The sequence below is a fragment of the Labrys wisconsinensis genome (genome assembly GCF_030814995.1).
In the GTDB taxonomy this organism is placed as follows: Bacteria; Pseudomonadota; Alphaproteobacteria; order Rhizobiales; family Labraceae; genus Labrys; species Labrys wisconsinensis.
The window spans coordinates 85,369-106,176 of the sequence record NZ_JAUSVX010000006.1 but is presented as its reverse complement, the minus strand read 5'-3'; the positions used below and the strand labels follow the sequence as shown (position 1 = coordinate 106,176).

Genomic DNA, 20,808 nt, shown 5'->3' with positions numbered 1-20,808 from the left:
GACATTATTCAATATGCTATATTTCATCGCCACTGCTTAAATGCAGATTTTTCCGTGCATTGCGCCGAGGTTCGGCTCTCCGCGGCCCCGGTCCGTGATAACGGGGCTGGACGGGCATCCGGGGGCGAACCGCCGGCGCCTGTGCTATGAAGACCGCGGCGGCCTCCGGGAGGCCGCACCACGAGGAGAGCCACCGATCGTGCCGCGTACACGCCGGCCTGCGCCGCGCCAGGAGCCGCTCCCCGATGCCGAGATCCATTCGGCGGGATTTCGGCAGACCCGCGAAGCCCGCCGCTCGGCGCTGGTGGAGGACTATGTCGAGCTGATCGCGGACCTGATCGAGGACGGCAACGAGGCCCGGCAGGTCGACATCGCCGCGCGGCTCGGCGTCGCGCAGCCGACCGTGGCCAAGATGCTCGCCCGCCTCGCGAGCGAGGGCCTGGTGTCGCGCAAGCCCTATCGCGGCGTGTTCCTGACCGAAGCCGGGCACGCGGTCGCGCATCAGAGCCGGGTGCGTCACCAGACCGTGGAGGCCTTCCTGCGCTCGCTCGGCGTCAGCGCCGAGACGGCCCGGATCGACGCCGAGGGCATCGAGCACCATGTCAGCGCCGAGACGCTGGAGGCGTTCCGGAGGGCGCTGGCCAAGGCTTAGGACCCGCGCGGCTCAGAAGTCGAGGGGCGCATTGTCGACCACCTCCTTCATGACGAAGAAGGTCCGGGTCTGGCGCACGCCCGGCAGCGCGATCAGCTGGTCGCCATGGATGCGGTTGAAATCGGCCATGTCGCCGACCCGGATCTTCAGGACATAGTCGAAGTCGCCGGCGACGAGGTGGCAGTCGAGCACGAATTTCAGCGTCGCCACCGCCTTCTCGAACGCCGCGAAGCTCTCCGGCGTCGAACGGTCGAGCACGACGCCGACCATCACCAGCGCCCCTCGGTCGACCTTGTGCGGCGCCACCATGGCACGCACCTGCCTGATGAAGCCCTCCGCGAACAGGCGCTGCATGCGCCGGTGGCAGGTTGCCGGGCTGACGCCGACCCGGTCCGCCAGATCGGCATTGCTGATACGGCCGTCGACCTGCAGCAGACGCAGCAGCTTGAGGTCGATGCGATCCATTCCCTGCTTTTTGGAAGATTCTTTCATTTTCTGGTACGATATCCGATGAATTTCTGATGATTGTCCTCATCTATAACTCTTTCGACTGAAAATGTGCACAGCTTCGGTGAGATCGTTCAATGCGGGAGTGATAGCCTCCACATGTCGATCACCGCCGCTGGAGCCCACCCATGCTGGAGAAATTCGCCCGCTATCCCCTCACCTTCGGCCCGACGCCGATCGAGAAGCTCGAGCGCCTCGGCGCCCATCTCGGCGGCCAGGTCGAGCTCTATGCCAAGCGCGAGGACTGCAATTCGGGCCTCGCCTTCGGCGGCAACAAGCTGCGCAAGCTCGAGTTCATCATTCCCGACGCCATCGCCTCCGGCGCCGACACGCTGGTCTCGATCGGCGGCGTGCAGTCCAACCACACCCGGATGGTGGCGGCCGTGGCCGCCAAGATCGGCATGAAGTGCCGGCTGGTGCAGGAGAGCTGGGTGCCGCACGAGGACGCGGTCTACGACCGTGTCGGCAACATCATGCTGAGCCGGATCATGGGCGCGGATGTGCGCCTGGTCGAGGACGGCTTCGACATCGGCATCCGGCGCAGCTGGGAAGAGGCGATCGCCGACGTCGAGGCCCGGGGCGGCAGGCCCTACCCGATCCCGGCCGGGGCGTCGGTGCACAAATATGGCGGCCTCGGCTATGTCGGCTTCGCCGAGGAGGTGCGCCGGCAGGAGCGCGAGCTCGGCTTCCAGTTCGACTTCATCATCGTCTGCACCGTCACCGGCTCGACCCATGCCGGCATGCTGGTCGGCTTCGCCGCCGACGGCCGCGCCCGCCGGGTGATCGGCATCGACGCCTCGGCGACGCCGGAGCAGACCCGGGCGCAGGTGCTGCAGATCGCCCGCGACACCGCCGGGCTGGTCGAGCTCGGCCGGGACATCGTCGCCGAGGACGTCGTCCTGCACGAGGACTACGCCTATCCCCTCTACGGCGTGCCGTCGGACGAGACGAAGGCGGCGATCCGGCTCTGCGCGCGCCTCGAAGGCATGATCACCGACCCCGTCTACGAGGGCAAATCCATGCAGGGCCTGATCGACCTGGTGCGCAAGGGCGCATTTCCCGCGGGGTCGAAGGTGCTCTACGCCCATCTCGGCGGCGTGCCCGCGATCAACGGCTATGCCTACGCCTTCCGCAACGGCTGAGGGCCGCGGGCGCTCGACCTCGCCGGGAGCGGCGGCTAAGCTCTCGCCATGTCCGATCTTCCCGCCGAATCGCCGTCCAATGCGCCCGAATGGTCCGTCTCCGAGCTGTCGCAGGCCCTCAAGCGCACGGTCGAGGAGGCCTATGGCTATGTCCGCGTGCGCGGCGAGATTTCCGGCTATCGCGGCCCGGTCGCCTCGGGCCATGCCTATTTCGCCCTGAAGGACGAAGGCGCCAAGATCGACGCCGTGGTCTGGAAGGGCACGCTCGCCCGGCTGAAGACGCGGCCCGAGGAGGGCATGGAGGTGATCGCCCATGGCCGGCTGACCACCTTCCCCGGCAAGTCCTCCTACCAGATCGTCATCGACCGGCTGGAGCCGGCCGGTCTCGGCGCGCTGATGGCGCTCCTGGAGGAGCGCCGCCGCAAATTCGCGGCCGAGGGCCTGTTCGACGAGGCGCGCAAGAAGCCGCTGCCCTATCTGCCGCAGGTGATCGGCGTCGTCACCTCGCCGACCGGGGCGGTGATCCGCGACATCCTGCACCGCCTCTCCGACCGCTTCCCGCGCCGGGTGGTGGTGTGGCCGGTGCGGGTGCAGGGCGAGACCAGCGCCGCCGAGGTCGCCGCCGCCATCGCCGGCTTCGGCGCCCTCGCTCCGGGCGGCCCCATACCGCGCCCCGACGTGCTGATCGTGGCGCGCGGCGGCGGCAGCCTGGAGGACCTGTGGTCCTTCAACGAGGAGGTGGTGGTGCGCGCCGCCGCGGCCTGCCCGATCCCGCTGATCTCGGCGGTCGGCCACGAGACGGACTGGACGCTGATCGATCACGTGGCGGATCGCCGGGCCCCGACGCCGACCGGCGCGGCCGAGATGGCGGTGCCGGTCAGGGCCGACCTCCTCGCCGATCTCGCCGATCTCGGCGGGCGGCTCACCGCCAGCACGCTGCGGCACATCGAGCGCCGGCGCAGCGACCTGCGCAACCTCGCTCGCGGCCTGCCCGGCGCCGAGGCGCTGCTGGCGACGCCGCGCCAGCGGCTCGACCTCACCGCCGGACGGCTGACGCAGGCGCTGATCCTCAATGCGCGGCGCCACCAGCAGCGCTTCGACGCGTTGTCGCGGCGGCTCCTGGCGTGCAGTCCCCGCGCCCGCCTCGAGATCGGCCGGGCGCGGCTGGCCTCCCTGGCCGAGCGGCTCGCTCCCCGCCTGCTGGCCCGCGAGGCGCACATCGGCCGCGAGCGGCTGCAGACCCTGTTCTCGCGACTCTCGGCGGTGGCGCAGACGCGCACCCATCGGCGGCGCGACGCCCTCACCCGCCTCGCCACCCTGCTGGAGGCCTATTCCTACCAGGGCGTGCTGAAGCGCGGCTTCGCGCTGGTGCGCGACGGCGGCGACCGGCCGGTGCGCGACGTCGAGACGGCGCGGGCGGCCGGCCTGCTCGACATCCAGTTCGCCGACGGCCGGGTGAGGGTGCGCAGCGAGGACGGCCCGCCCGCTCCCCCGTCCAGGCCGGCGATGCGGCGGACGCGCCCGGGCACCGACGTGCCGCAGAAGGGCCTGTTCGACTGAGGTGGCGCCGCCCCCCGCAAGACGCTAGAAAGAGCCAAAGCAACCGCAGTTCGCGCCATGAACCGATATGAACGCCGCCCGCCGACACCCGGCGAGGCGCAATTGCAATATCTCGACGGCGACCTCAGGGTCATCCGCCCCGGCGCCTTCGTGCGCTGCGCCGTGACCGGCGAGCCGATCGCGCTGGACGACCTGCGCTACTGGAGCGTCGACCGGCAGGAGGCCTATTCCTCGCGCGACGCGGTGATGACGCGGCTGCGGGCGCTGGGACTGGCGTAGGACGCGCGACGCCGTCGCAGGCCGGGCACGGCGCCCGGCCTTGCGTTGTCCGCGGCGCCCGGCGCCGGCGATCAGCCGGTCGGCAGTCCCGGGATGTCGACGCCGAAGGTCTGCAGCAGCAGCACCGCGTTGAGGATCAGGACGATCGCGGTGCCGACGATGGCGAGCACGTCCGTCAGCTTGCCGTTGGCGAAGGATCCCATGATGTCGACCCGCCGGGTGAGGATGACGAGGGCGATCATCGGCACGGGCAGGGCGATGCTGAGAACCACCTGGCTGAGGACGAGGGCATCGGTGGCGTTGACGCCGAGCGCGACCACGATGAAGGCAGGGATCATCGTCACCAGGCGCCGCACCCAGATCGGGATGCGGAAGCCGACAAAGCCCTGCATGATCATCTGCCCCGCCATCGTGCCGACGACCGAGCTGGAAACGCCGGAGGCGATGAGGGATGCCAGGAAGATTCCGGCCGCGCCGATGCCCAGCAGCGGCGTCAGCGTGTGATAGGCGGTCTCGATCTCCGCGACGTCGCTATGCCCGGCGTGAAAGGCGCTCGAGGCCATGACCACCATCGCCATGTTGACGAGGCCGGCGATCGCCAGCGCGACGAAAACCTCGATGTTCGAGAATTTGATCAGCTTGCCCCGCTCCGTCTCGTCGCGCGCCGGCGCACGGTTCTGGGTCAGGCCGGAATGGAGATAGATCGCGTGCGGCATGACGGTGGCGCCGATGATGCCGACCGCGATGGTCAGCGCCGCGGCGTCGGGCATCTGCGGCAGCACCGAGTGGAGCGCCACCTCTCCCCATGAGACCGGGGCGATGAACATCTCCGCGAGATAGCACAGGCCGATGACCGCCACGAGCGCGCCGATGATCAGCTCCATCGGCCGGAACCCGTGCTTCTCGAACAGCAGGATCCCGTAGGTCACGACGGCGGTGACGATCATGCCCGCCAGGAGCGGCATCTGGAACAACAGGGACAGGCCGATCGCGCCGCCGAGGAATTCGGCGAGGTCGGTCGCCATGGCGGCGACCTCGCTGACCGCCCACATGGCGAGGACGACGGGAAGCGGGAAATGCTCGCGGCACATCTCGGCGAGGTTACGGCCGGTGACGATGCCGAGCTTGGCCGAGAGGGCCTGGAACAGCATGGCGATGACGTTCGCCATCAGCACCACCCAGAGCAAGGCATAGCCATACTTGGCGCCGGCCTGGATGTTCGTGGCGAAATTGCCGGGATCCATGTAGGCGATCGAGGCGATCACCGCCGGGCCGGCGAACAGCATGGCGGCCATGGGTCCCCGCCGGCGGCCGGCCAGGGCGTCGCGGATGGCCGCTGTCGTGCGGTCCGTCATCGTCTGTCGTGCGAGAGCCGTTTGCATGTCGCGTCCGCTTTCTTCGCCCCTGCAATATGATTTAGCAATTGCTATAAAACGTCAACAGGGGTTCTGCCATGCGACGCGCGCATCCCTCGCGAGCGCAGGCTGCAGGCGTCGGCAACGGGGTGGCGCGAGGCGAAACGGCGGACCGGACGAAGGCATCGGACGCGGCGTCCGAGCGACCGGCACGCGCGATCCACGGGGGCCGGCCGCCGCTCAGAAGCTGACGTTGAGCATCTTGGCCAGGAAGCGCCGCACCGCCTGGCCGTCCTCGAAGGTCAGCCGCACCGGCACGACGCGGCTGATCGAGGCGAGGGCGTCGCGGGCCGGGCCGCCGGCGAGGCGCACCATGTCCTTGGCGGTGGTCACCGGCACGAGCTTGCCGCCGCGGGCGCGGCCGGCGATGCGCAGGGCATCGGCTTCGCTGAAGCGATGATGGTCGGGGAACACCTCGGTGGCCGCGATGATGGCGCCGAGGTCGGCGAGGGTCTTGAAGAATTTTTCCGGGCGGCCGATGCCGGCGAAGGCCAGCACGCGCTTGCCGCGCAGGCCCGGCGCGGAAGGCTCGGGGCCGACGCGGGCATGGAACACCGCCCGGCCGGACTCCCTGGCGAAGTCGGCGACGCGGGCGCCGGGATCGCCCGCGCCGATCACCACCACGGCCGAGGCGAAGGGCATCTGGGCGTGCACGGGCGCCCGCAGCGGCCCGGCGGGCAGGGCGAGGCCGTTACCGATGCCGGTCTCCCCGTCCACGGCGACGATCGAGCAATCCTTGACCAGCGCCGGGTTCTGGAAGCCGTCATCCATGACGACGATGCTCGCTCCGCTCTGGCAGGCGAGGATGGCGCCGGCGAGCCGGTCGGCGGCGACGATGGTGGGCGCGCATTCGGCGAGCAGCAGCGCCTCGTCGCCGACGCGGTCGGCACCGTCGTCGGGCGAGACCAGCACCGGCCCGTGCTCGTCGCCGCCATAGCCGCGGGTGAGGAAGATCGGCTGCTCGCCCGCCTCCAGCAGCATGCCTGCGATGGCGAGCGCCAGCGGCGTCTTGCCCGCGCCGCCGACGGTGAAATTGCCGACGCACAGCACCGGCGCCGAGACCCGCCCGCCAGGCCGCGCCATCCGCTCGGCGACGGCATCACCATAGGCGCGGGCGACAGGGCCGAGCAGCCGCGCCGCCATGCCCGGCGGGCGGTACCAGAACGGCGGCGGACGCAGGACGGGCCGAGGCCAGCGCATCACCGCCGGCTCCCGCTGAGGGCGAGATGGACGAGATAGGGGTCGAGCGCTCCGACCACCCGGTCGAGCGCGCCGGCGAGGCCGGCAACGGCCCGCTCGCCCGCCGCCGCCATGGCCCCCACCGCCGCGGGATCGACGAGCAGCCGCTCGACCTCGGCCGCCAGCGCATCACCGTCCGCGACCGCCGCGGCGCCGCCGTGCCGGTCGAGCGCGGCATAGGCATCGACGAAATTGCCGGTATGGGGCCCGTGCAGGACCGCCGCGCCGAGCCGCGCCGCCTCGGCCGGATTCTGGCCGCCGTGGCGCACCAGCGAACCGCCGACGAAGACGATGCGGGCGAGGCGATAGAACAGGCCGAGCTCGCCCACCGTATCGGCGACATAGATCTCGACGCCGCGGTCGGGCTCGAAGCCGCGCGAGCGCTGCAGGACGTTGAAGCCCTGCCCGGCCGCCACGTCGGCGATGGCATCGCCCCGCTCGGGATGGCGCGGGACGATGATGGTGAGGAGGTCGGGCACGCCGCTGCGCACGCGGGCGTGGACGGCGGCGGCGATGGCCTCCTCGCCCTCGTGGGTGGAGGCGGCGACCCAGACCGGCCGGCCCCGCAGCGTCGCCTGCAGGCGGGCCAGCGCGGCGCCGTCGAAGGGCAGCGGCGCGGCGTCGAACTTCAGGTTGCCGGGCGCCGAGACGCGCGGCGCCGCGAGGGCGGCGAAACGCTCGGCATCCGCCGCGCTTTGGGCGAGGCAGAGGTCGAAGCGGCCGAGCAGCGCGGCAATGGTGCGCGGCAGGCGGCGCCAGCGGGCGAAGGAGCGCGACGACATCCGCCCGTTGACCAGCACCAGCGGCACCCTGTGGCGGTGGGCCTCGGTGATCATCACCGGCCACAGCTCCGATTCCACGAAGATCGCCACATCCGGGCGCCAGGCCCGGAGGAAGCGCCGCACGAAGGCGGGCACGTCGAGCGGGACGAACTGGTGCAGGCAGCCCGGGGGCAGGCGCCGCGCCAGCACGGCGGCCGACGTGACCGTGCCCGACGTCACGAGCACGGTGCAGCCGCGCGCCACCAGCCGCTCGGCCAGCGGCAGCACGGTCAGAGTCTCGCCGACGCTGGCGCCGTGCAGCCAGAACAGCGGTCCCCCCGGCCGGTCGAGGCCGGGAATGCCGTGCCGTTCGCCGATGCGGGCGCCGTCCTCCTTGCCGCGGGCGCGGCGCACGGCGAGGAACAGCGGCGCCGCAAGGCCCAGCACCGACGCGCCGAGCCGGTACAGCCTGAGGCCGATGGGCAGGGATCGGCTCATCGCGCCGCCGATCGGCCGGGAGGGAGCGGCCCGCCCCTGCGGACCCGGGATGCCGGCGTCACGGTCGCGCCTTCCGGAATGTGCGGCCGACCATGGCATAGGCCCGCTCGTGCGCGAGGTCGAGCGCCCGCTCGACCTCGCGGCGCTTTTCCTCCAGGAGGGCCGCGTCCGCGTCGGCCGGCACGTGGACGAGATCGCCGACGACGAAGGCCCCGCGCGAGAAAGGCAGGTTGATCACCGCCCGGTCCCAGGTCGAGAGGCGGATCAGGTTGGAGGTCGCGACCGCCACCGGCACGATCGGCCGGCCGGAGAGGCGGGCCAGGGCGACGATGCCGGGCCCGGCGACGCCGCCCTTGCGCGGCACGTCGGCGGTCGAGCCGACCGAGCTGCCCTCGCCCAGCGTCGCCACCATCTCGCGCAGCGCCGCCGGGCCGCCCTTGCGGAACTGCCGCGCCGGGCGTCCGCCGGAGCCGCGGACCAGGCCGAGGCCGAGGCGCGTCACCGCCACCGCGTTGATCTCGCCGTCGCCGTGGCGCGAGATCAGGACCTTGAAGGAATGCCCCTCGCGCCGCATGAACGGCACCAGGAAGTGCTGCCCGTGCCACATGGCGACGATATAGGGGTAGCGGTCCCGGATCGGCCCGTAGAGATCGGCGGGTTGATCGGTGAAGCGCGACGTCGCGCGCACGAACTTCAACCAGAGCGCAAGGCATTCTCCGGCGAAGCGCTGCACCGCAACCGATCGACCCAGCCGCTTGAACATCGCGTCAGGATTGCCCGGCCGTCGTGTCCGTCGAGGGATCGAGCAGACGATGCAGGTGCACGATGAAGTAGCGGGTCTGGGCGCTGTCCACGGTCGACTGCGCCTTGGCCTTCCAGGCGACCTTGGCGCTGGCATAGTCGGGGAAGACCCCGACGATGTCGACGGCCTTGAGGTCCCTGAACTCGGTGCCGCCGAGCGAGGTCAATTCGCCGCCGATCACCAGATGCAGCAATTGCTTGGGTTGGTCCGCCATCGCAGGTCCTTTGCAGAGCAAACGGGGTGAGTTCGAGACCACTCCCGGCGCTCCTCCCTGATCTTGCGGAGATCCCGATGCGGGTCCCCGGGAAGGCTTGGCTTCGAGCGGCCGGATGCGCCGGCATTCCGGCCGCTGCTGTCAGTGATGCGCCATCGTCTGCTCGCGCAGCAGCGCCGCGAGCGCGGCATGGCGCGCCGGCCCGGCACAGACCAGCGCCTGGTGCACGGGCTCGGGCCTGTTGTACAGGATCGGAGCGCCGTCGCACCCCGTGACGCGCCCTCCCGCCTCCTCGACGATCAGCTCGGCGGCGGCGATGTCCCAGTCATGGCTGTTGGCCCCGGCAAAGGCGACGTCGATGAGGCCTTCGGCGAGGAAGGCGAGCCGGAGGGCGAGCGAGGCCAGGCTCGGGGCCCGCTCGGCGAGCGGGGCACCGCGGCGCAGCATGTCGAAGAAGGGTTTGGGGCCGGCGACCGGGCCGATATCGGACAGCGCGCCGTCGGGGACGACGAGGCGGACGCCGTTCTTGAAGGCGCCGCCGCCGCGGCGCGCCTCGTAGAGATCGCCGGTGGTCGGGCGGTAGAGCACGCCGGCCAGGGGCCTTCCGTCCTCGACCAGCGCCGCCGAGATCACCCATTCGCCGTTGCCGGCGACGAAGCCGCGCGTGCCGTCGATGGGATCGACGATCCAGACCTGGCGCCGGGCCAGCCGCTCGGCGCTGTCGGCGGTCTCCTCCGACAGCCAGCCGATGGCGGGCGCGGCGGCGCGCAGCTGCCCGGCGAGATGGGCGTCGATGGCAAGGTCCGCCTCCGTCACCGGCGAGGCATCGGCCTTGGTGAAGGTCCTGGCTCCGTCGCGCACGAAGCGCAGGCCGATCTCGCCCGCCTCGCGCACGGCGGCGATCAGCAGCGCCAGGGCTTCCTTCGCGGTCAATCCTTCGGGGTGGGGCAAGGCCAGTCCTTCCGCAGTCGATCGGCCGCGCGACGGGGCAGGCCGTTTCGGCCGGTCCACAAAGCCGGGCGGCTCCGCGGGCCTTCCGCCGGCACGCCGGTCCTCGGCCGCCGCTTGATGCAACAGGCTGTCGGGGAAGGCGCGCCCGGAGGGATCCGCCGAGCCCGCCCGATTTAGGCGAGGGCTCGGGGCGGCGCAAGCCAAGCTTTTGAACGAGATTAAAAACCAGTCGTTCACCCTGCCCGGCAAGCCCTTCCTAAGCATAGCCACCGAAAGCGGCCGGGCCGGGCGGGGCAACCAAGGCTTAACCGAGATCCTTAAGCCGCCGGGAGGGAGGTCCGCGCCAGTCTCGCGCCGTGACGGAACCGAAGAGTTCCGCAGGGAGCAAGTTTCATGAGGCGTCACTCAGCGTGCCGAACGCACGTGGCCGCGCCGGACCGACCCAGTCGGTCCGGCGCCCTGGCCGTCCCGATTCGTTTCGAGGTCGAGGATCCGCGTGCCGACGGCGGCCGGCGGCACATCGAGATCCTCGAGCATGCGGTGCAGATCGAGCGCAGCCGCGCCGGCGTCAGGATGCGCGTGGCCATCCCCTATCCCCTCTACGAGGGCGTCGCCCTGGAGGTCCGGCCGACGGCGGCGCACGGCGCACGCGTGCTCGTGCGCCTGGTGCACGAGGACCGCGACCTCGACGTGGTGCTGTTCGAGGCGTCGGACGACCACGACGTCGCGGCGGAGTGGCAATACTGGGCCAACCGCTTCTGCCTGCCGATGCTGGTGGCGGAGCTGGACGGCAGCTTTTCCGAGCCCTTCCCCCGCCTCGGCGCCTTGGCGATCGGCCGGGTGCGGCCGCGCCGCATGCCGTCCCACATCGCCCGGCGCCGGCCGCGCTTCCTGACGCGCCGGCGCACCGGCAGGCTGCCCAAGCACCCCAAGGTGCACCGCGAACGCGAGATCATCGCCCGGACGTGAATCGCGTCAGAACCAGCGCACCAGGCATTCCAGCAGGAGGCCGGCGAACAGCACCAGCCCGGCTTCGCGGTTCGAGCGGAACAGCCTGAGGCAGCGCCCGGCATTGTCGACGTCGAGCAGCACCACCTGCCAGGCGAGGTGCACCATGAAGGCGCCGAGGCCGAGGAAGGCGAACAGCGCGGCGTCGGCCAGCGCCAGCGACAGGGCCATCAGCGCCACCGCGCCGACATAGAGCAGGGCGACGCCGGCACGGGCGTGGCGGCCGAACAGGCGCGCCGTCGAGCGCACGCCGACGAGGGCGTCGTCCTCGCGGTCCTGGCAGGCATAGATGGTGTCATAGCCCATCACCCACAGCACGCAGCCGGCGAAGAGCAGCTCGGGCGCCGAGTTGAGATGGCCGTAGGACGCGGCCCAGCCCATCAGCGCGCCCCAGGAGAAGGCCAGGCCCAGCACCGCCTGCGGCCAGGAGGAGAAGCGCTTCACGAAGGGATAGGCGGCGACCACCAGCAGCGAGGCGAGGCCGAGCCAGACCGTGTAGGCGTTGAACTGCAGCAGCACGACGAAGCCGGCCAGCGCCTGCACCACCAGCCAGGCCACCGCCGCCGACAGCCCGACCTGGCCGGAGGGCAGCGGCCGCGAGCGCGTGCGCTCGACCGCGGCGTCGATGTCGCGGTCGACGATGTCGTTGTAGGTGCAGCCGGCTCCGCGCATGGCGAAGGCGCCGATCAGGAACAGCGCGAGGTGCCAGGGATTGGGCGCGGCATGGCCGAGCTGCAGGGCGGCCAGCGCTGCCGACCACCAGCACGGCCACATCAGGAGCCAGCCGCCGATCGGGCGGTCGGCCCGCGACAGCCGCAGGAACGGGCGCAGGAGCGGCGGCGCGTACCGATCGACCCAGTTGCCGGCCGGCGCGTCGGCGACCTGCCCGCTCATCGCTATTGCAGACGCAGCTCGACCGGCGGCTGCGGCACGGCCGGCTTGCCGTTGCCCGGCCTGGCCTCCGGCGGCGGGCCCGAGCAGACCCGCTTGCGCAGGGTCTGGTTCTGCCCCAGGCCCTTGCGCGCGGAATCGATCGCCTCCTGCGGAATGCCGCAGAAGTCCTTGTTCTGCTCCATATAGTTCACGAACTTCGTGATGTTGCCGATATAGGTGGTCAGGGTGCCGCAGAATTTCTCGCGCGCGCCCGCCTGCTTGGCGTGCTTGCCGATGTCGTTCAGCTTGGCGGTCAGCGCGGTGCGCTGCTGCACCAGGGGCGCCATTTCCTTATCGCAGAATTCGTTGGCGAAGGCCGGAGCGCCAGCGAAGACCATCGCGGTCAACAAAGAGGCCGAGAGGAAACGCAGCATAAGTGCACCCACGCGATCAGACCGCAACTCGATATAGCCATCCGGCATTTCCCGCAACATCGCGGCAGCGGCATGGCGACTCCGGGCCCGCTCGCCAGAATTCCGGTACCATGTTATCGCCGGCCCGGATGATCCGGGACGCAAACGTGATGCGCTACGACTTCTGTTCCGCCCGCCTGTTCGTCGACGCCGCCATGGCGGAGGGGACGGTCCTGCCGCTGGACAAGGTCCAGCAGAACTATCTCGGCAATGTGCTGCGTCTGCGCGGCGGCGAGCGCCTCATGGTGTTCAACGGCCGGGACGGCGAGTTCGCCGCCACCATCCGCACCGAGGGCAAGCGCCTGGCGCTGGAGCTCTTGGGGCAGACCCGGGCGCAGACGCCGCGGCCGGCCCTGCGCTGGCTGTTCGCGCCGCTCAAGCACGCCCGGCTCGACTACATGGTGCAGAAGGCGGTGGAGATGGGCGCCGGCTCGATCGAGCCGGTGATCACCCGCCGCACCCAGGTCGCGCGCGTCAACCTGGAGCGGATGCGTGCCAATGTGGTCGAGGCGGCCGAGCAGTGCGGCGTGCTCGCCGTGCCCGAGGTGGCGGCCGAGGCGCCGCTCGCCCGGCGGCTGGAGGATTGGGACGGCGCGACGCGGCTGGTGTTCTGCGACGAGGACGCCCCGCTCGCCGACCCCGTCGCCACGCTCTCGGCCGTGCCGCCCGGGCCGATGGCGGTGCTGATCGGGCCGGAAGGCGGCTTCGACGCCGAGGAACGGACGGCGCTGCTCGCCCTGCCGGCGGTGACGCGAATCGCCCTGGGCCCGCGCATCCTGCGAGCCGACACGGCGGCGGTGGCGGCGCTGGCGCTGGTGCAGGCGGTGCGCGGCGACTGGCGGTGAGACAAAAAAAGACGGCCGGGACGAACCCAGCCGTTGCTTGGACACAAGTCCAAAAGTCACCATCCAGAGGGGAACGTCAAGAGCTCAGGTCGCCACCGGGAGGATGATGGCCCGCGCTCTCGACAAGGTGAGATATAGAGCCGGCTCCGGCTTCGGGCAACGGCAGCTTGCACATGTCCGCATTGCGTGATGCGCATGGATGCACTTGCCTTGCGAATGTGCAGCATTTCTGATTAAATTTTAATCATGCTGCAGAACTGGGCATCAGAACGCCCAGCGCTGCGCCTTGCCGACCAGGAAGTCACGGAACACCTGGATGCGGGCGAGATTCTTCATTTCCTCGGGGTAGACGAAATAGGTGTCGAGCTGCGGCATCTCCGCCTCGGTGAGCACCTGCACCAGGGCGCTGTCGCGGCCGACGAGATAGTCGGGCAGCACGGCGAGGCCCACGCCGCGCTCGACCGCCGTCTTCACCCCGCCGAGATTGTTGATCTCGAACACCGGCTCGCGCGCGTCGCGCGCATCGCGCCCGGCGGTGTTGAGCCAGTTGATCTCCTGGATGAAGCTGCCCGCGGTGCCGCCGAAGGTGATGATGCGGTGCCGGTCGATTTCCTCGATGCTCTTGGGCTGGCCGAAGCGCTTGATGTATTCGGGCGAGGCGTAGATGTGGAAATGCACGGTGAACAGCCGCCGCTGGATCAGGTCGCCCTGCTCGGGCTGGCGCAGGCGCAGCGCCACGTCGGCCTCGCGCATGCCGAGGTCGAGCTCCTGCTCGGTCAGGAGCATCTTCAGGCGGATGTCGGGATAGAGGTCGAGGAACTCGCCGATGCGCGGCGTCAGCCAATAGGTGCCGAGGCCGACCGTCGTGGTCACCCTGAGCTCGCCGTTCGGCCGCTCGCGGCTGTCGGTGAGGGCGGTGCGGGCCGATTCGAGCTTGAGCATCACCTCCTGGGTGGTGCGGAACAGCATCTCGCCCTGCTCGGTGAGGATCAGGCCGCGGGCGTGGCGATGGAACAGCGGCGTGCGCAGCTCGCCCTCGAGGGCCGAGACCTGCCGGCTCACCGCCGATTGGGACAGGCCGAGGACATCGCCGGCGTGGGTGAAGCTGCCCGCTTCCGCCGCCGCGTGAAAGACCTTCAGCTTGTCCCAGTCCATAACTCCCCCTTCGGGTGCCCTGCGGGCACCACCGCCAATGACTTGTAGATGACGGAAATGTCGCGGGGAAGGCGTGATTTGCCCCGCGCCTCCCCTCGCCTACTCCGCTGCCTCGCGCAGCTCCTCCCGCGTCGCGAGCCAGCGCTCGGCCTCCAGCGCCGCCATGCAGCCCAGGCCCGCCGCGGTCACCGCCTGGCGGTAGACGTCGTCGGCGACGTCGCCGGCGGCATAGACGCCGGGTATGGACGTCGTCGTCGAGCCCGGCACGGTGACGATGTAGCCGCCGCGCTTCATCGGCAGCTGCCCCTCGAACAGGTCCGAGGCCGGCTTGTGGCCGATGGCGACGAACAGGCCGTCGACCGCGTGCTCGGAGACGTCGCCACTCAGGAGGTCGCGCAGCGCCACATGGGTGACGCCGAGCGGCGCCTCGGTGCCCCGCACCTCGTCGACGGCGGCGTTCCAGATCACCGCGATCTTGGGATTGCGGAACAGGCGGTCCTGCAGGATCTTCTCGGCGCGGAAATGGTCGCGCCGATGCACGACCGTCACCTTGGCGGCGATGTTGGCGAGGTAGAGCGCCTCCTCCACCGCGGTGTTGCCGCCGCCGACCACCATGACCTCCTTGTTGCGGAAGAAGAAGCCGTCGCAGGTGGCGCAGGCCGAGACGCCGAAGCCGCGGAACCTCTGCTCCGACGGCAGCTCCAGCCACTTGGCCTGGGCGCCGGTGGCGATGATCAGGGCATCGCAGGTATAGCTCTCGCCACCGTCGCCCTCCAGGCGGAAGGGCCGGTGCGCGAGGTCGGCCCGCACGATGTGGTCCGAGACGATCTCGGTGCCGACATGCTCGGCCTGCTGTCGCATCTCCTCCATCAGCCAGGGGCCCTGGATCGGCGCGGCGAAGCCGGGATAGTTCTCCACATCCGTGGTGATGGTGAGCTGGCCGCCGGGCTGCAGCCCGGAGATCAGGAGGGGCTGCAGGTTGGCGCGCGCGGCATAGATGGCGGCGGTGTAGCCGGCCGGTCCGGAACCGAGGATGATGAGTTTGGCGTGACGCACGGCCATGAGATTCCCGGGCAGCTCTTCAGGAGGGGCGCAGGCGCGACACGATCTCGCGCGCAATCAGAGGTGTGGAATCTAGGGGTGGATAGGTGAAACTTTCAAGATGGCCGGCAAACTTCGCCACAGCTCCGTGTCGCGTCAGGATGTCCAGGAAGCTCTTCAGCTTCGACGGCAGCCCGGCCGGCGCGAAGGCGAGGATCGGCCTTCCCGTCATCGCCGCCTCGCTCAGCATGTTGGCGGAATCGGCGGTGACGACCAGGCAGTCGGCGAGCGCCATCATCTCCAGATAGGGATTGCGGCCCTCGCCGTCCCAGACGAAGGCCGGCCGCCCGGCGAGCACGGCGCGGACGGCGGCGATCAGCGCCGGCGGCGTGCGGCGCGAGGGCGAGACCATCAGGCCGACGCCGCTTTCGGCCAGCCGGGCGAGCTCGACCGAGAAGGCGGCGATGTCCTTGGCGCCGAAGGCCACGTCCCTGGAGGCGCCGCCGAGCAGCACGGCGACGCGCGGCTGCGGCAGCGCCAGGAGCTCCGGCCGTGCCGCGACGCGCGCGGCCGTCAGCTTCGCCGGCGTCAGGCGGTGCGGCGAGGTCGGCGTCGCGATGACGTTGGGCCCGCGCCGGCGGTCGTGCTCGGGCACCCAGATCAGATCGGCGGTGCCTGGGCCGGTATAGGGGTCCTTCAGGAACACGGTGAGGGTGGCGGGCGAGCGCCGCTTGAGGGCCTTCAGATAGGGCACGGTCCGCCGCCCGGAGGCGATGGCGAGATCGGGCCAGGGCGGCGCCAGCGCCGCGGCGTCGCGCGGGTCCGGCAGGCTCCAGGGCATGGTCCAGGCGAAGACGGCGCGCGGGCGCACGAACCGATACTCGATGGTGCCGCCGACGGCCTCCACCACCGCCTCGGCGACGCCGCGGCACTGCACGAGGTCGCCCGCCTTGCTGTCGCTGAGGATCCGGATCAGGGGCATGGTCACGCTGGTTGCAGGAAAGACGCGCAGACGCCTCCCATGACCGCGCGCCGGACGCAAGCGCCCGCCCGATGCCCCGTGCCCGGGGGGCACCACGGAGGCGGCGGGCATTTGACGTCGCGGCATCAGCCGACGGCCGATCCCATGAGACTATATTCGCAAGATCAGGCACGATCGGCGAGTCGTCGCGGTGTCGACGGCACGTATTTCCGCAAGCAGATCGCGGCTATACCAGCGGCCTCGACAAAGCCCTGTCCTCTTTTTGAACACATTTGGTCGTCAGGGAGGCCCCAGGCATCAACAAGCACGAGGCTATACGCATGGCGGCCAGCGCAAGACCCGCAAGGCCATGGGGGACCAGCCTCCTCTCCCTGAGCTTCGCGCTCCTGGCGCTTCCCGCCCTCGCCGCCGATGTCGGCATGGCCTCGTTCTACGGCCGCGAGCATGCCGGCAAGCGCACCGCCGCCGGCGCCCGCTTCAGCATGACGGGCCTCACCGCCGCGCATCGCAGCCTGCCCTTCGGCACCCGCCTCAAGGTGACCAACCTCCGCAACGGCCACAGCGTCGTGGTCGAGGTCGCCGACCGTGGCCCGTTCACGCGCGGGCGCATCATCGACGTCTCCTACGGCGCGGCGCAGGCCCTCGGCTTCGTGCGCGCCGGCGTCACCCGGGTGAAGCTCGAGCGGCTCTGACGAGCCCGCCGCGGCGGCGCGGAGCAGCCCGACGCCGGGCGACTCATGCTCAGACCGCGCCTTCGTATAAATCCAGAAATATTTCACCTGCGTCTGCAAATTCAGCAAATATCATTGCGATTGATAAGTCAACCAGTTGGCGTTGACCGTCTTTCGCGTGCTTATACGGATATCATGCACCATAATATTGTGAATATATTCACATAAATCCTTCAAAAATCATTAAATCAGTGTCTATTTTCGGTATTTTTCTAAATTAATTTCATTTTATCACCACATTTGGCGACGATCAGACGACATCCCTCCAACAATCGAGAGATCGACTGAATGACGTCACTAACGACGACTGTGAAGCTTTGTGCCGTTGCCATCACTGTTGCGGCCTCAGCGGTGCCGGCATTCGCCGGCTCTGTCGGCATGGCATCCTATTACGGCAGAGAGTTTCACGGCCGCCGCTGCGCAGATGGCACGCGGTTCAACATGAACGCCATGACGGCAGCCCATCGCAGCCTGCCCTTCGGCACCAAGCTTTCCGTCACCAACCTGCGCAACGGCCGCTCGGTCGTCGTGCGGGTGTCGGACCGCGGCCCCTTCGTCCGCGGCCGCATGCTCGACCTGTCCTACGGCGCCGCGCGCGCCCTGGACTTCGTGCGCAGCGGCACCGCCAAGGTGAAGATCGAGCGCCTGACCTGAACGGCCGGAGCGGCGGGCCCATGGTCCGCCGCTCCACGCGGTCCGGCGCGGAGGCGGGTTGCGCACCGCCCGATTGTAATTGCGGCGCCCCTGTGTCTATGGTCCGCGCCTCTCTGCAGGACCTTGTCTCCATGGCTCGTGACGTCACCGATGCAGCGCCCGTCTCCTCGCGCGACGACCTCGTCGCCTGGATCGAGAAGGGCGTGAAGCCGAAAGCCGCCTTCCGCATCGGCACCGAGCACGAGAAGTTCCCATTCCGCGCCGTCGGCCACGCGCCCGTGCCCTATGAGGGGCCGGACGGCATCCGCGCCCTGCTGGAGGGCCTGCGCCACATGCTCGGCTGGGAGCCGATCATGGAAGGCGAGAACATCATCGGCATGCTCGACGTCACCGGCGGCGGCGCCATCTCGCTGGAGCCGGGCGGCCAGTTCGAGCTCTCCGGCGCGCCGCTCGTCTCGATCCACGAAACCTGCTCGGAGATCCACGCCCATCTGGCGCAGGTGCACGAGATCGGCGAGCCGCTCGGCATCCGCTTCCTGGCGCTGGGCATGTCGCCGGTGTGGACGCGGGCGCAGACGCCGGTCATGCCCAAGCGCCGCTACGAGATCATGACGCGCTACATGCCCAAGGTCGGCGTCATGGGTCTCGACATGATGTACCGCACCTCCACCGTCCAGGTGAACCTCGACTTCGCCTCCGAGGCGGACATGGTCAAGAAGCTGCGCGTCTCGCTGGCGCTGCAGCCGCTGGCGACGGCACTCTTCGCCAATTCGCCGTTCCAGCACCGGCGGCCGAACGGCTTCCTCTCCATGCGCTCGGAAGTGTGGCGGCACACCGATCTCGACCGCACCGGCATGCTGCCCTTCGCCTTCGAGGACGGCATGGGCTTCGAGCGCTATGTCGACTGGGCGCTGGACGTGCCGCTCTATTTCGTCAAGCGCGGCGACACCTATCACGACGTGGCCGGGGCCTCGTTCCGCGACCTGCTGGCGGGCCGGCTGGAGCAGCTTCCCGGCGAGCGGGCCACGATCTCCGACTGGGCCAACCATCTCGGCACGCTGTTTCCCGAGGTGCGGCTGAAGCGCTACCTGGAAATGCGCGGCGCCGATGCCGGGCCGACCGGCCGCCTGGCGGCGCTCTCGGCCTTCTGGGTCGGCCTGCTCTACGACCAGACCGCGCTCGACGCCGCCTGGGACCTGGTCAAGGACTGGACCGAGGGCGAACGCCAGGCGCTGCGCGACAGCGTCTCGCGCCAGGCCCTGAGGACGCCGTTCCGCACCGGCACCGTGCGCGAGGTGGCGCGCGAGGTGCTGAAGATCGCCCGGGCCGGGCTGGAGGCGCGCAACGTCCTCGACTGGCAGGGGCGGACCGAGGCGTTCTTCCTCGACGGGCTCGACGCGATCGTGGCGAGCGGCGTGACGTCAGCCGACGCGCTCCTGGAAAAATACCAGAGGGCCTGGAACGGCGACATCGACAAGGTGTTCGACGAGCACGCCTATTGAAGGCACGGCGCCGCGCATAACCGAAACCGATCCCTTCCATTCCTATCGGTTGTTGGACGCGGCAGCCGGAGCGCGGGATAAGGGCGCCATGTCCCAAGCGCGAGCCTTCGCGGCCGAACGCCCCTCCGCCCGAGGCGGCGGCTTCGCCCCCTTCGACTATGGCCTCTACACGCTCATCGTGCTGCTGTGGGGCTCGTCCTGGATCGCGCTGCACCTGCAGCTCGGCGTGGTCGCGCCCGAGGTCTCCCTGGTCTGGCGCTTCGCCCTCGCGGCCCTGATCATGGTCGGCTGGACGGTGCTGACCGGCCAGCCGCTCCGCTTCGCCCTCGGCGAGCATCTGCGCTTCGCCGTCCTCGGCGTCACCCTGTTCTCCAGCAATTTCCTGCTGTTCTACTATGGCGGCATGTCGACGCCGTCGGGCCTGCTCGCCGTGGTGTTCTCGCTCGCCGCGGTGTTCAACATCCTGCTCTCGGCGCTGTTCTTCGGCGAGCGGCCGGGCGCGCGCGTGGTCACGGCGGCGGTGCTGGGCTTTGCCGGCGTCGCGGCGATGTTCGCGCCGCAGCTGCTCGGCGCCGCGTTCACCGCCGCCGCCTGGCATGGCCTCGGCCTCGGCGTCGCCGGCACGCTCTCCTTCTGCCTCGGCACCATGGTGTCGGTGTCGGGCCAGCGCCGCGGCGTGCCGGTGGCCTCGGCCACGACCTGGGGCATGATCTACGGCACGCTGTTCCTGATCCTGCTCAGCCTGCTGCGCGGCCAGGCCTTCATCATCGAGCCGACGACACGCTATCTCGGGGCGCTGGTCTGGTCCGCGCTCTTCTCCTCGGTCTTCGCCTTCGCCGCCTACATGACCCTGCTCGGGCGCATCGGCGCCGACCGCACCGGCTATTCCACGGTGATGTACCCGGTGGTGGCGCTGGCGATCTCGACGGTGGCCGAGGGCTATGTCTGGACCTGGCCGGCCATTGCCGGGCTGGTGCTGGTGATCGTTGGCAACCTGCTCATGCTGACCCGGCCGCGCCGAGGCGCTTTAAGCGCCCATTAACGGGCTCTCGCGCACAGAGGACGGGGGGCTGCGGCATGCCAATGGCCGCGCGCGCAGGCATGGAATGGCCATGGACGACGGCACGGGCCGGGACGGCCCATGAAGGATCCCAGGGACAGCAGGCGCTCGCGCCGGCGCGCCGTCAGCTATTCCGTCTGGCTGCGCTACGATCCGGCCCTGCCGCCGATCGTGTGCATGATGAACGACGTATCCGACACCGGCGCCCGGCTCGACGTGGTCGACGAGACGCCGCTGCCCGACGAATTCATCCTGCAGCTCTCGCGCACCGGCAAGCCGTTCCGCAAGTGCCACGTGGTCTGGCGCCGGCGCAGCGAGATGGGCGTGCGCTTCGCGCTCTGACGCTGGAGCGTCGTCGCTTCAAGTTGAATCGACCGCACCCTATCTCTTTGTTTTTGCTCTAAAGTGTTTTGCGACTTGGCGGAATCGCCAAGCATCGCAAAGACGCGTCGAAACAAAAGGCC

Annotated in this window: 23 protein-coding genes; 11 read left to right on the top strand and 12 right to left on the bottom strand. The window is 69.9% G+C overall.

Annotated features, from left to right (window positions below; translation table 11 throughout):
* Window positions 1-199: 199 nt before the first annotated feature.
* Entirely contained in the window at window positions 200-652 is a 453-nt protein-coding gene (mntR, locus tag QO011_RS17305; protein ID WP_307274447.1) for a manganese-binding transcriptional regulator MntR, read from the top strand.
* Between the two features lie 12 nt (window positions 653-664).
* Here the strand turns inward: mntR and QO011_RS17300 are convergent, their stop codons facing one another.
* A complete protein-coding gene (locus QO011_RS17300) occupies window positions 665-1,117 on the bottom strand; it encodes an Lrp/AsnC family transcriptional regulator (RefSeq protein WP_307274445.1) in 453 nt (150 codons plus the stop codon).
* Window positions 1,118-1,287: 170 nt separating this feature from the next.
* On the opposite strand from QO011_RS17300, the gene QO011_RS17295 reads away from it, so the two are divergent.
* From QO011_RS17295 to QO011_RS17285, 3 genes are read left to right on the top strand one after another with little or no spacing between them, the layout of a single operon-like run.
* Window positions 1,288-2,301 carry a 1-aminocyclopropane-1-carboxylate deaminase gene (locus QO011_RS17295; RefSeq protein WP_307274443.1) on the top strand — a complete coding sequence of 338 codons (1,014 nt, stop codon included), beginning with the start codon at window positions 1,288-1,290 and terminating at the stop codon, window positions 2,299-2,301.
* Window positions 2,302-2,349: 48 nt separating this feature from the next.
* Window positions 2,350-3,861 (top strand): exodeoxyribonuclease VII large subunit, encoded by a 1,512-nt coding sequence (xseA, locus tag QO011_RS17290; RefSeq protein ID WP_307274441.1) that lies wholly within the window; start codon window positions 2,350-2,352, stop codon window positions 3,859-3,861.
* A 57-nt stretch (window positions 3,862-3,918) separates the two neighbouring features.
* Window positions 3,919-4,140, top strand: a complete 222-nt coding sequence (locus tag QO011_RS17285) for a DUF2093 domain-containing protein (protein WP_307274440.1) — start codon at window positions 3,919-3,921, stop codon at window positions 4,138-4,140.
* A gap of 71 nt (window positions 4,141-4,211) precedes the next feature.
* Here QO011_RS17285 and QO011_RS17280 read toward each other — a convergent pair whose 3' ends face one another.
* From QO011_RS17280 to QO011_RS17255, 6 genes are all read right to left on the bottom strand, one after another.
* Complete coding sequence (locus tag QO011_RS17280; RefSeq protein WP_307274439.1) at window positions 4,212-5,495, bottom strand: Nramp family divalent metal transporter; 1,284 nt, start codon at window positions 5,493-5,495, stop codon at window positions 4,212-4,214.
* A 240-nt stretch (window positions 5,496-5,735) separates the two neighbouring features.
* Window positions 5,736-6,755, bottom strand: coding sequence for a tetraacyldisaccharide 4'-kinase (lpxK, locus tag QO011_RS17275; protein ID WP_307274930.1), 1,020 nt, complete (start codon window positions 6,753-6,755; stop codon window positions 5,736-5,738).
* The gene (locus tag QO011_RS17270; RefSeq protein ID WP_307274438.1) at window positions 6,755-8,053 is read right to left on the bottom strand and encodes a 3-deoxy-D-manno-octulosonic acid transferase; all 1,299 of its coding nucleotides are present in this window, start codon (window positions 8,051-8,053) and stop codon (window positions 6,755-6,757) included. The genes lpxK and QO011_RS17270 overlap by 1 nt, the downstream gene beginning before the upstream one ends.
* Window positions 8,054-8,111: 58 nt before the next feature.
* On the bottom strand, window positions 8,112-8,786 hold the full coding sequence (locus tag QO011_RS17265; protein ID WP_307274437.1) for a lysophospholipid acyltransferase family protein: 675 nt from the start codon (window positions 8,784-8,786) through the stop codon (window positions 8,112-8,114).
* Between the two features lie 34 nt (window positions 8,787-8,820).
* Window positions 8,821-9,069 (bottom strand): DUF4170 domain-containing protein, encoded by a 249-nt coding sequence (locus QO011_RS17260; protein WP_307274434.1) that lies wholly within the window; start codon window positions 9,067-9,069, stop codon window positions 8,821-8,823.
* A 141-nt stretch (window positions 9,070-9,210) separates the two neighbouring features.
* Window positions 9,211-10,020, bottom strand: a complete 810-nt coding sequence (locus QO011_RS17255) for a 3'(2'),5'-bisphosphate nucleotidase CysQ (protein WP_307274431.1) — start codon at window positions 10,018-10,020, stop codon at window positions 9,211-9,213.
* A gap of 423 nt (window positions 10,021-10,443) precedes the next feature.
* On the opposite strand from QO011_RS17255, the gene QO011_RS17250 reads away from it, so the two are divergent.
* Window positions 10,444-10,989 carry a DUF6101 family protein gene (locus QO011_RS17250; protein ID WP_307274430.1) on the top strand — a complete coding sequence of 182 codons (546 nt, stop codon included), beginning with the start codon at window positions 10,444-10,446 and terminating at the stop codon, window positions 10,987-10,989.
* Window positions 10,990-10,995: 6 nt separating this feature from the next.
* On the opposite strand, the gene ubiA is transcribed toward QO011_RS17250, so the two are convergent.
* On the bottom strand, window positions 10,996-11,922 hold the full coding sequence (ubiA, locus tag QO011_RS17245; protein WP_307274429.1) for a 4-hydroxybenzoate octaprenyltransferase: 927 nt from the start codon (window positions 11,920-11,922) through the stop codon (window positions 10,996-10,998).
* A 2-nt stretch (window positions 11,923-11,924) separates the two neighbouring features.
* Window positions 11,925-12,383 carry a hypothetical protein gene (locus QO011_RS17240; RefSeq protein ID WP_307274427.1) on the bottom strand — a complete coding sequence of 153 codons (459 nt, stop codon included), beginning with the start codon at window positions 12,381-12,383 and terminating at the stop codon, window positions 11,925-11,927.
* A 98-nt stretch (window positions 12,384-12,481) separates the two neighbouring features.
* Between QO011_RS17240 and QO011_RS17235 the strand changes: the two genes are divergently transcribed.
* Window positions 12,482-13,219 (top strand): 16S rRNA (uracil(1498)-N(3))-methyltransferase, encoded by a 738-nt coding sequence (locus QO011_RS17235; protein ID WP_307274425.1) that lies wholly within the window; start codon window positions 12,482-12,484, stop codon window positions 13,217-13,219.
* 264 nt (window positions 13,220-13,483) lie between these two features.
* Here QO011_RS17235 and QO011_RS17230 read toward each other — a convergent pair whose 3' ends face one another.
* The 3 genes from QO011_RS17230 to QO011_RS17220 all read right to left on the bottom strand — a co-directional run bounded on the left by QO011_RS17230 (window position 13,484) and on the right by QO011_RS17220 (window position 16,397).
* On the bottom strand, window positions 13,484-14,374 hold the full coding sequence (locus QO011_RS17230) for a LysR family transcriptional regulator (protein ID WP_307274424.1): 891 nt from the start codon (window positions 14,372-14,374) through the stop codon (window positions 13,484-13,486).
* A 99-nt stretch (window positions 14,375-14,473) separates the two neighbouring features.
* Window positions 14,474-15,436, bottom strand: a complete 963-nt coding sequence (gene trxB / locus QO011_RS17225) for a thioredoxin-disulfide reductase (protein WP_307274423.1) — start codon at window positions 15,434-15,436, stop codon at window positions 14,474-14,476.
* A gap of 19 nt (window positions 15,437-15,455) precedes the next feature.
* Entirely contained in the window at window positions 15,456-16,397 is a 942-nt protein-coding gene (locus QO011_RS17220; protein WP_307274422.1) for a mitochondrial fission ELM1 family protein, read from the bottom strand.
* 320 nt (window positions 16,398-16,717) lie between these two features.
* Here QO011_RS17220 and QO011_RS17215 point away from each other — a divergent pair, with 320 nt between their 5' ends.
* The 5 genes from QO011_RS17215 to QO011_RS17195 all read left to right on the top strand — a co-directional run bounded on the left by QO011_RS17215 (window position 16,718) and on the right by QO011_RS17195 (window position 20,686).
* Window positions 16,718-17,089: a septal ring lytic transglycosylase RlpA family protein gene (locus QO011_RS17215; protein ID WP_307274420.1), complete on the top strand. Its 372-nt coding sequence runs from the start codon at window positions 16,718-16,720 to the stop codon at window positions 17,087-17,089.
* Window positions 17,090-17,416: 327 nt separating this feature from the next.
* Window positions 17,417-17,782, top strand: coding sequence for a septal ring lytic transglycosylase RlpA family protein (locus QO011_RS17210; RefSeq protein WP_307274418.1), 366 nt, complete (start codon window positions 17,417-17,419; stop codon window positions 17,780-17,782).
* Window positions 17,783-17,913: 131 nt separating this feature from the next.
* Window positions 17,914-19,284 carry a glutamate--cysteine ligase gene (locus tag QO011_RS17205; protein ID WP_307274416.1) on the top strand — a complete coding sequence of 457 codons (1,371 nt, stop codon included), beginning with the start codon at window positions 17,914-17,916 and terminating at the stop codon, window positions 19,282-19,284.
* An 88-nt stretch (window positions 19,285-19,372) separates the two neighbouring features.
* Window positions 19,373-20,326 carry a DMT family transporter gene (locus tag QO011_RS17200; RefSeq protein WP_307274415.1) on the top strand — a complete coding sequence of 318 codons (954 nt, stop codon included), beginning with the start codon at window positions 19,373-19,375 and terminating at the stop codon, window positions 20,324-20,326.
* A 99-nt stretch (window positions 20,327-20,425) separates the two neighbouring features.
* Entirely contained in the window at window positions 20,426-20,686 is a 261-nt protein-coding gene (locus QO011_RS17195; RefSeq protein WP_307274413.1) for a PilZ domain-containing protein, read from the top strand.
* Window positions 20,687-20,808: the final 122 nt, after the last annotated feature.

Coding starts and splice junctions, on each gene's coding strand:
- QO011_RS17300 (WP_307274445.1), bottom strand. CDS start 1,117: ATGGATCGCATCGACCTCAAGCTGCTGCGTCTGCTGCAGGTCGACGGC.
- QO011_RS17295 (WP_307274443.1), top strand. CDS start 1,288: ATGCTGGAGAAATTCGCCCGCTATCCCCTCACCTTCGGCCCGACGCCG.
- xseA (WP_307274441.1), top strand. CDS start 2,350: ATGTCCGATCTTCCCGCCGAATCGCCGTCCAATGCGCCCGAATGGTCC.
- QO011_RS17285 (WP_307274440.1), top strand. CDS start 3,919: ATGAACCGATATGAACGCCGCCCGCCGACACCCGGCGAGGCGCAATTG.
- QO011_RS17280 (WP_307274439.1), bottom strand. CDS start 5,495: ATGACGGACCGCACGACAGCGGCCATCCGCGACGCCCTGGCCGGCCGC.
- lpxK (WP_307274930.1), bottom strand. CDS start 6,755: ATGCGCTGGCCTCGGCCCGTCCTGCGTCCGCCGCCGTTCTGGTACCGC.
- QO011_RS17270 (WP_307274438.1), bottom strand. CDS start 8,053: ATGAGCCGATCCCTGCCCATCGGCCTCAGGCTGTACCGGCTCGGCGCG.
- QO011_RS17260 (WP_307274434.1), bottom strand. CDS start 9,069: ATGGCGGACCAACCCAAGCAATTGCTGCATCTGGTGATCGGCGGCGAA.
- ubiA (WP_307274429.1), bottom strand. CDS start 11,922: ATGAGCGGGCAGGTCGCCGACGCGCCGGCCGGCAACTGGGTCGATCGG.
- QO011_RS17240 (WP_307274427.1), bottom strand. CDS start 12,383: ATGCCGGATGGCTATATCGAGTTGCGGTCTGATCGCGTGGGTGCACTT.
- QO011_RS17230 (WP_307274424.1), bottom strand. CDS start 14,374: ATGGACTGGGACAAGCTGAAGGTCTTTCACGCGGCGGCGGAAGCGGGC.
- trxB (WP_307274423.1), bottom strand. CDS start 15,436: ATGGCCGTGCGTCACGCCAAACTCATCATCCTCGGTTCCGGACCGGCC.
- QO011_RS17220 (WP_307274422.1), bottom strand. CDS start 16,397: ATGCCCCTGATCCGGATCCTCAGCGACAGCAAGGCGGGCGACCTCGTG.
- QO011_RS17215 (WP_307274420.1), top strand. CDS start 16,718: ATGGCGGCCAGCGCAAGACCCGCAAGGCCATGGGGGACCAGCCTCCTC.
- QO011_RS17210 (WP_307274418.1), top strand. CDS start 17,417: ATGACGTCACTAACGACGACTGTGAAGCTTTGTGCCGTTGCCATCACT.
- QO011_RS17205 (WP_307274416.1), top strand. CDS start 17,914: ATGGCTCGTGACGTCACCGATGCAGCGCCCGTCTCCTCGCGCGACGAC.
- QO011_RS17200 (WP_307274415.1), top strand. CDS start 19,373: ATGTCCCAAGCGCGAGCCTTCGCGGCCGAACGCCCCTCCGCCCGAGGC.
- QO011_RS17195 (WP_307274413.1), top strand. CDS start 20,426: ATGAAGGATCCCAGGGACAGCAGGCGCTCGCGCCGGCGCGCCGTCAGC.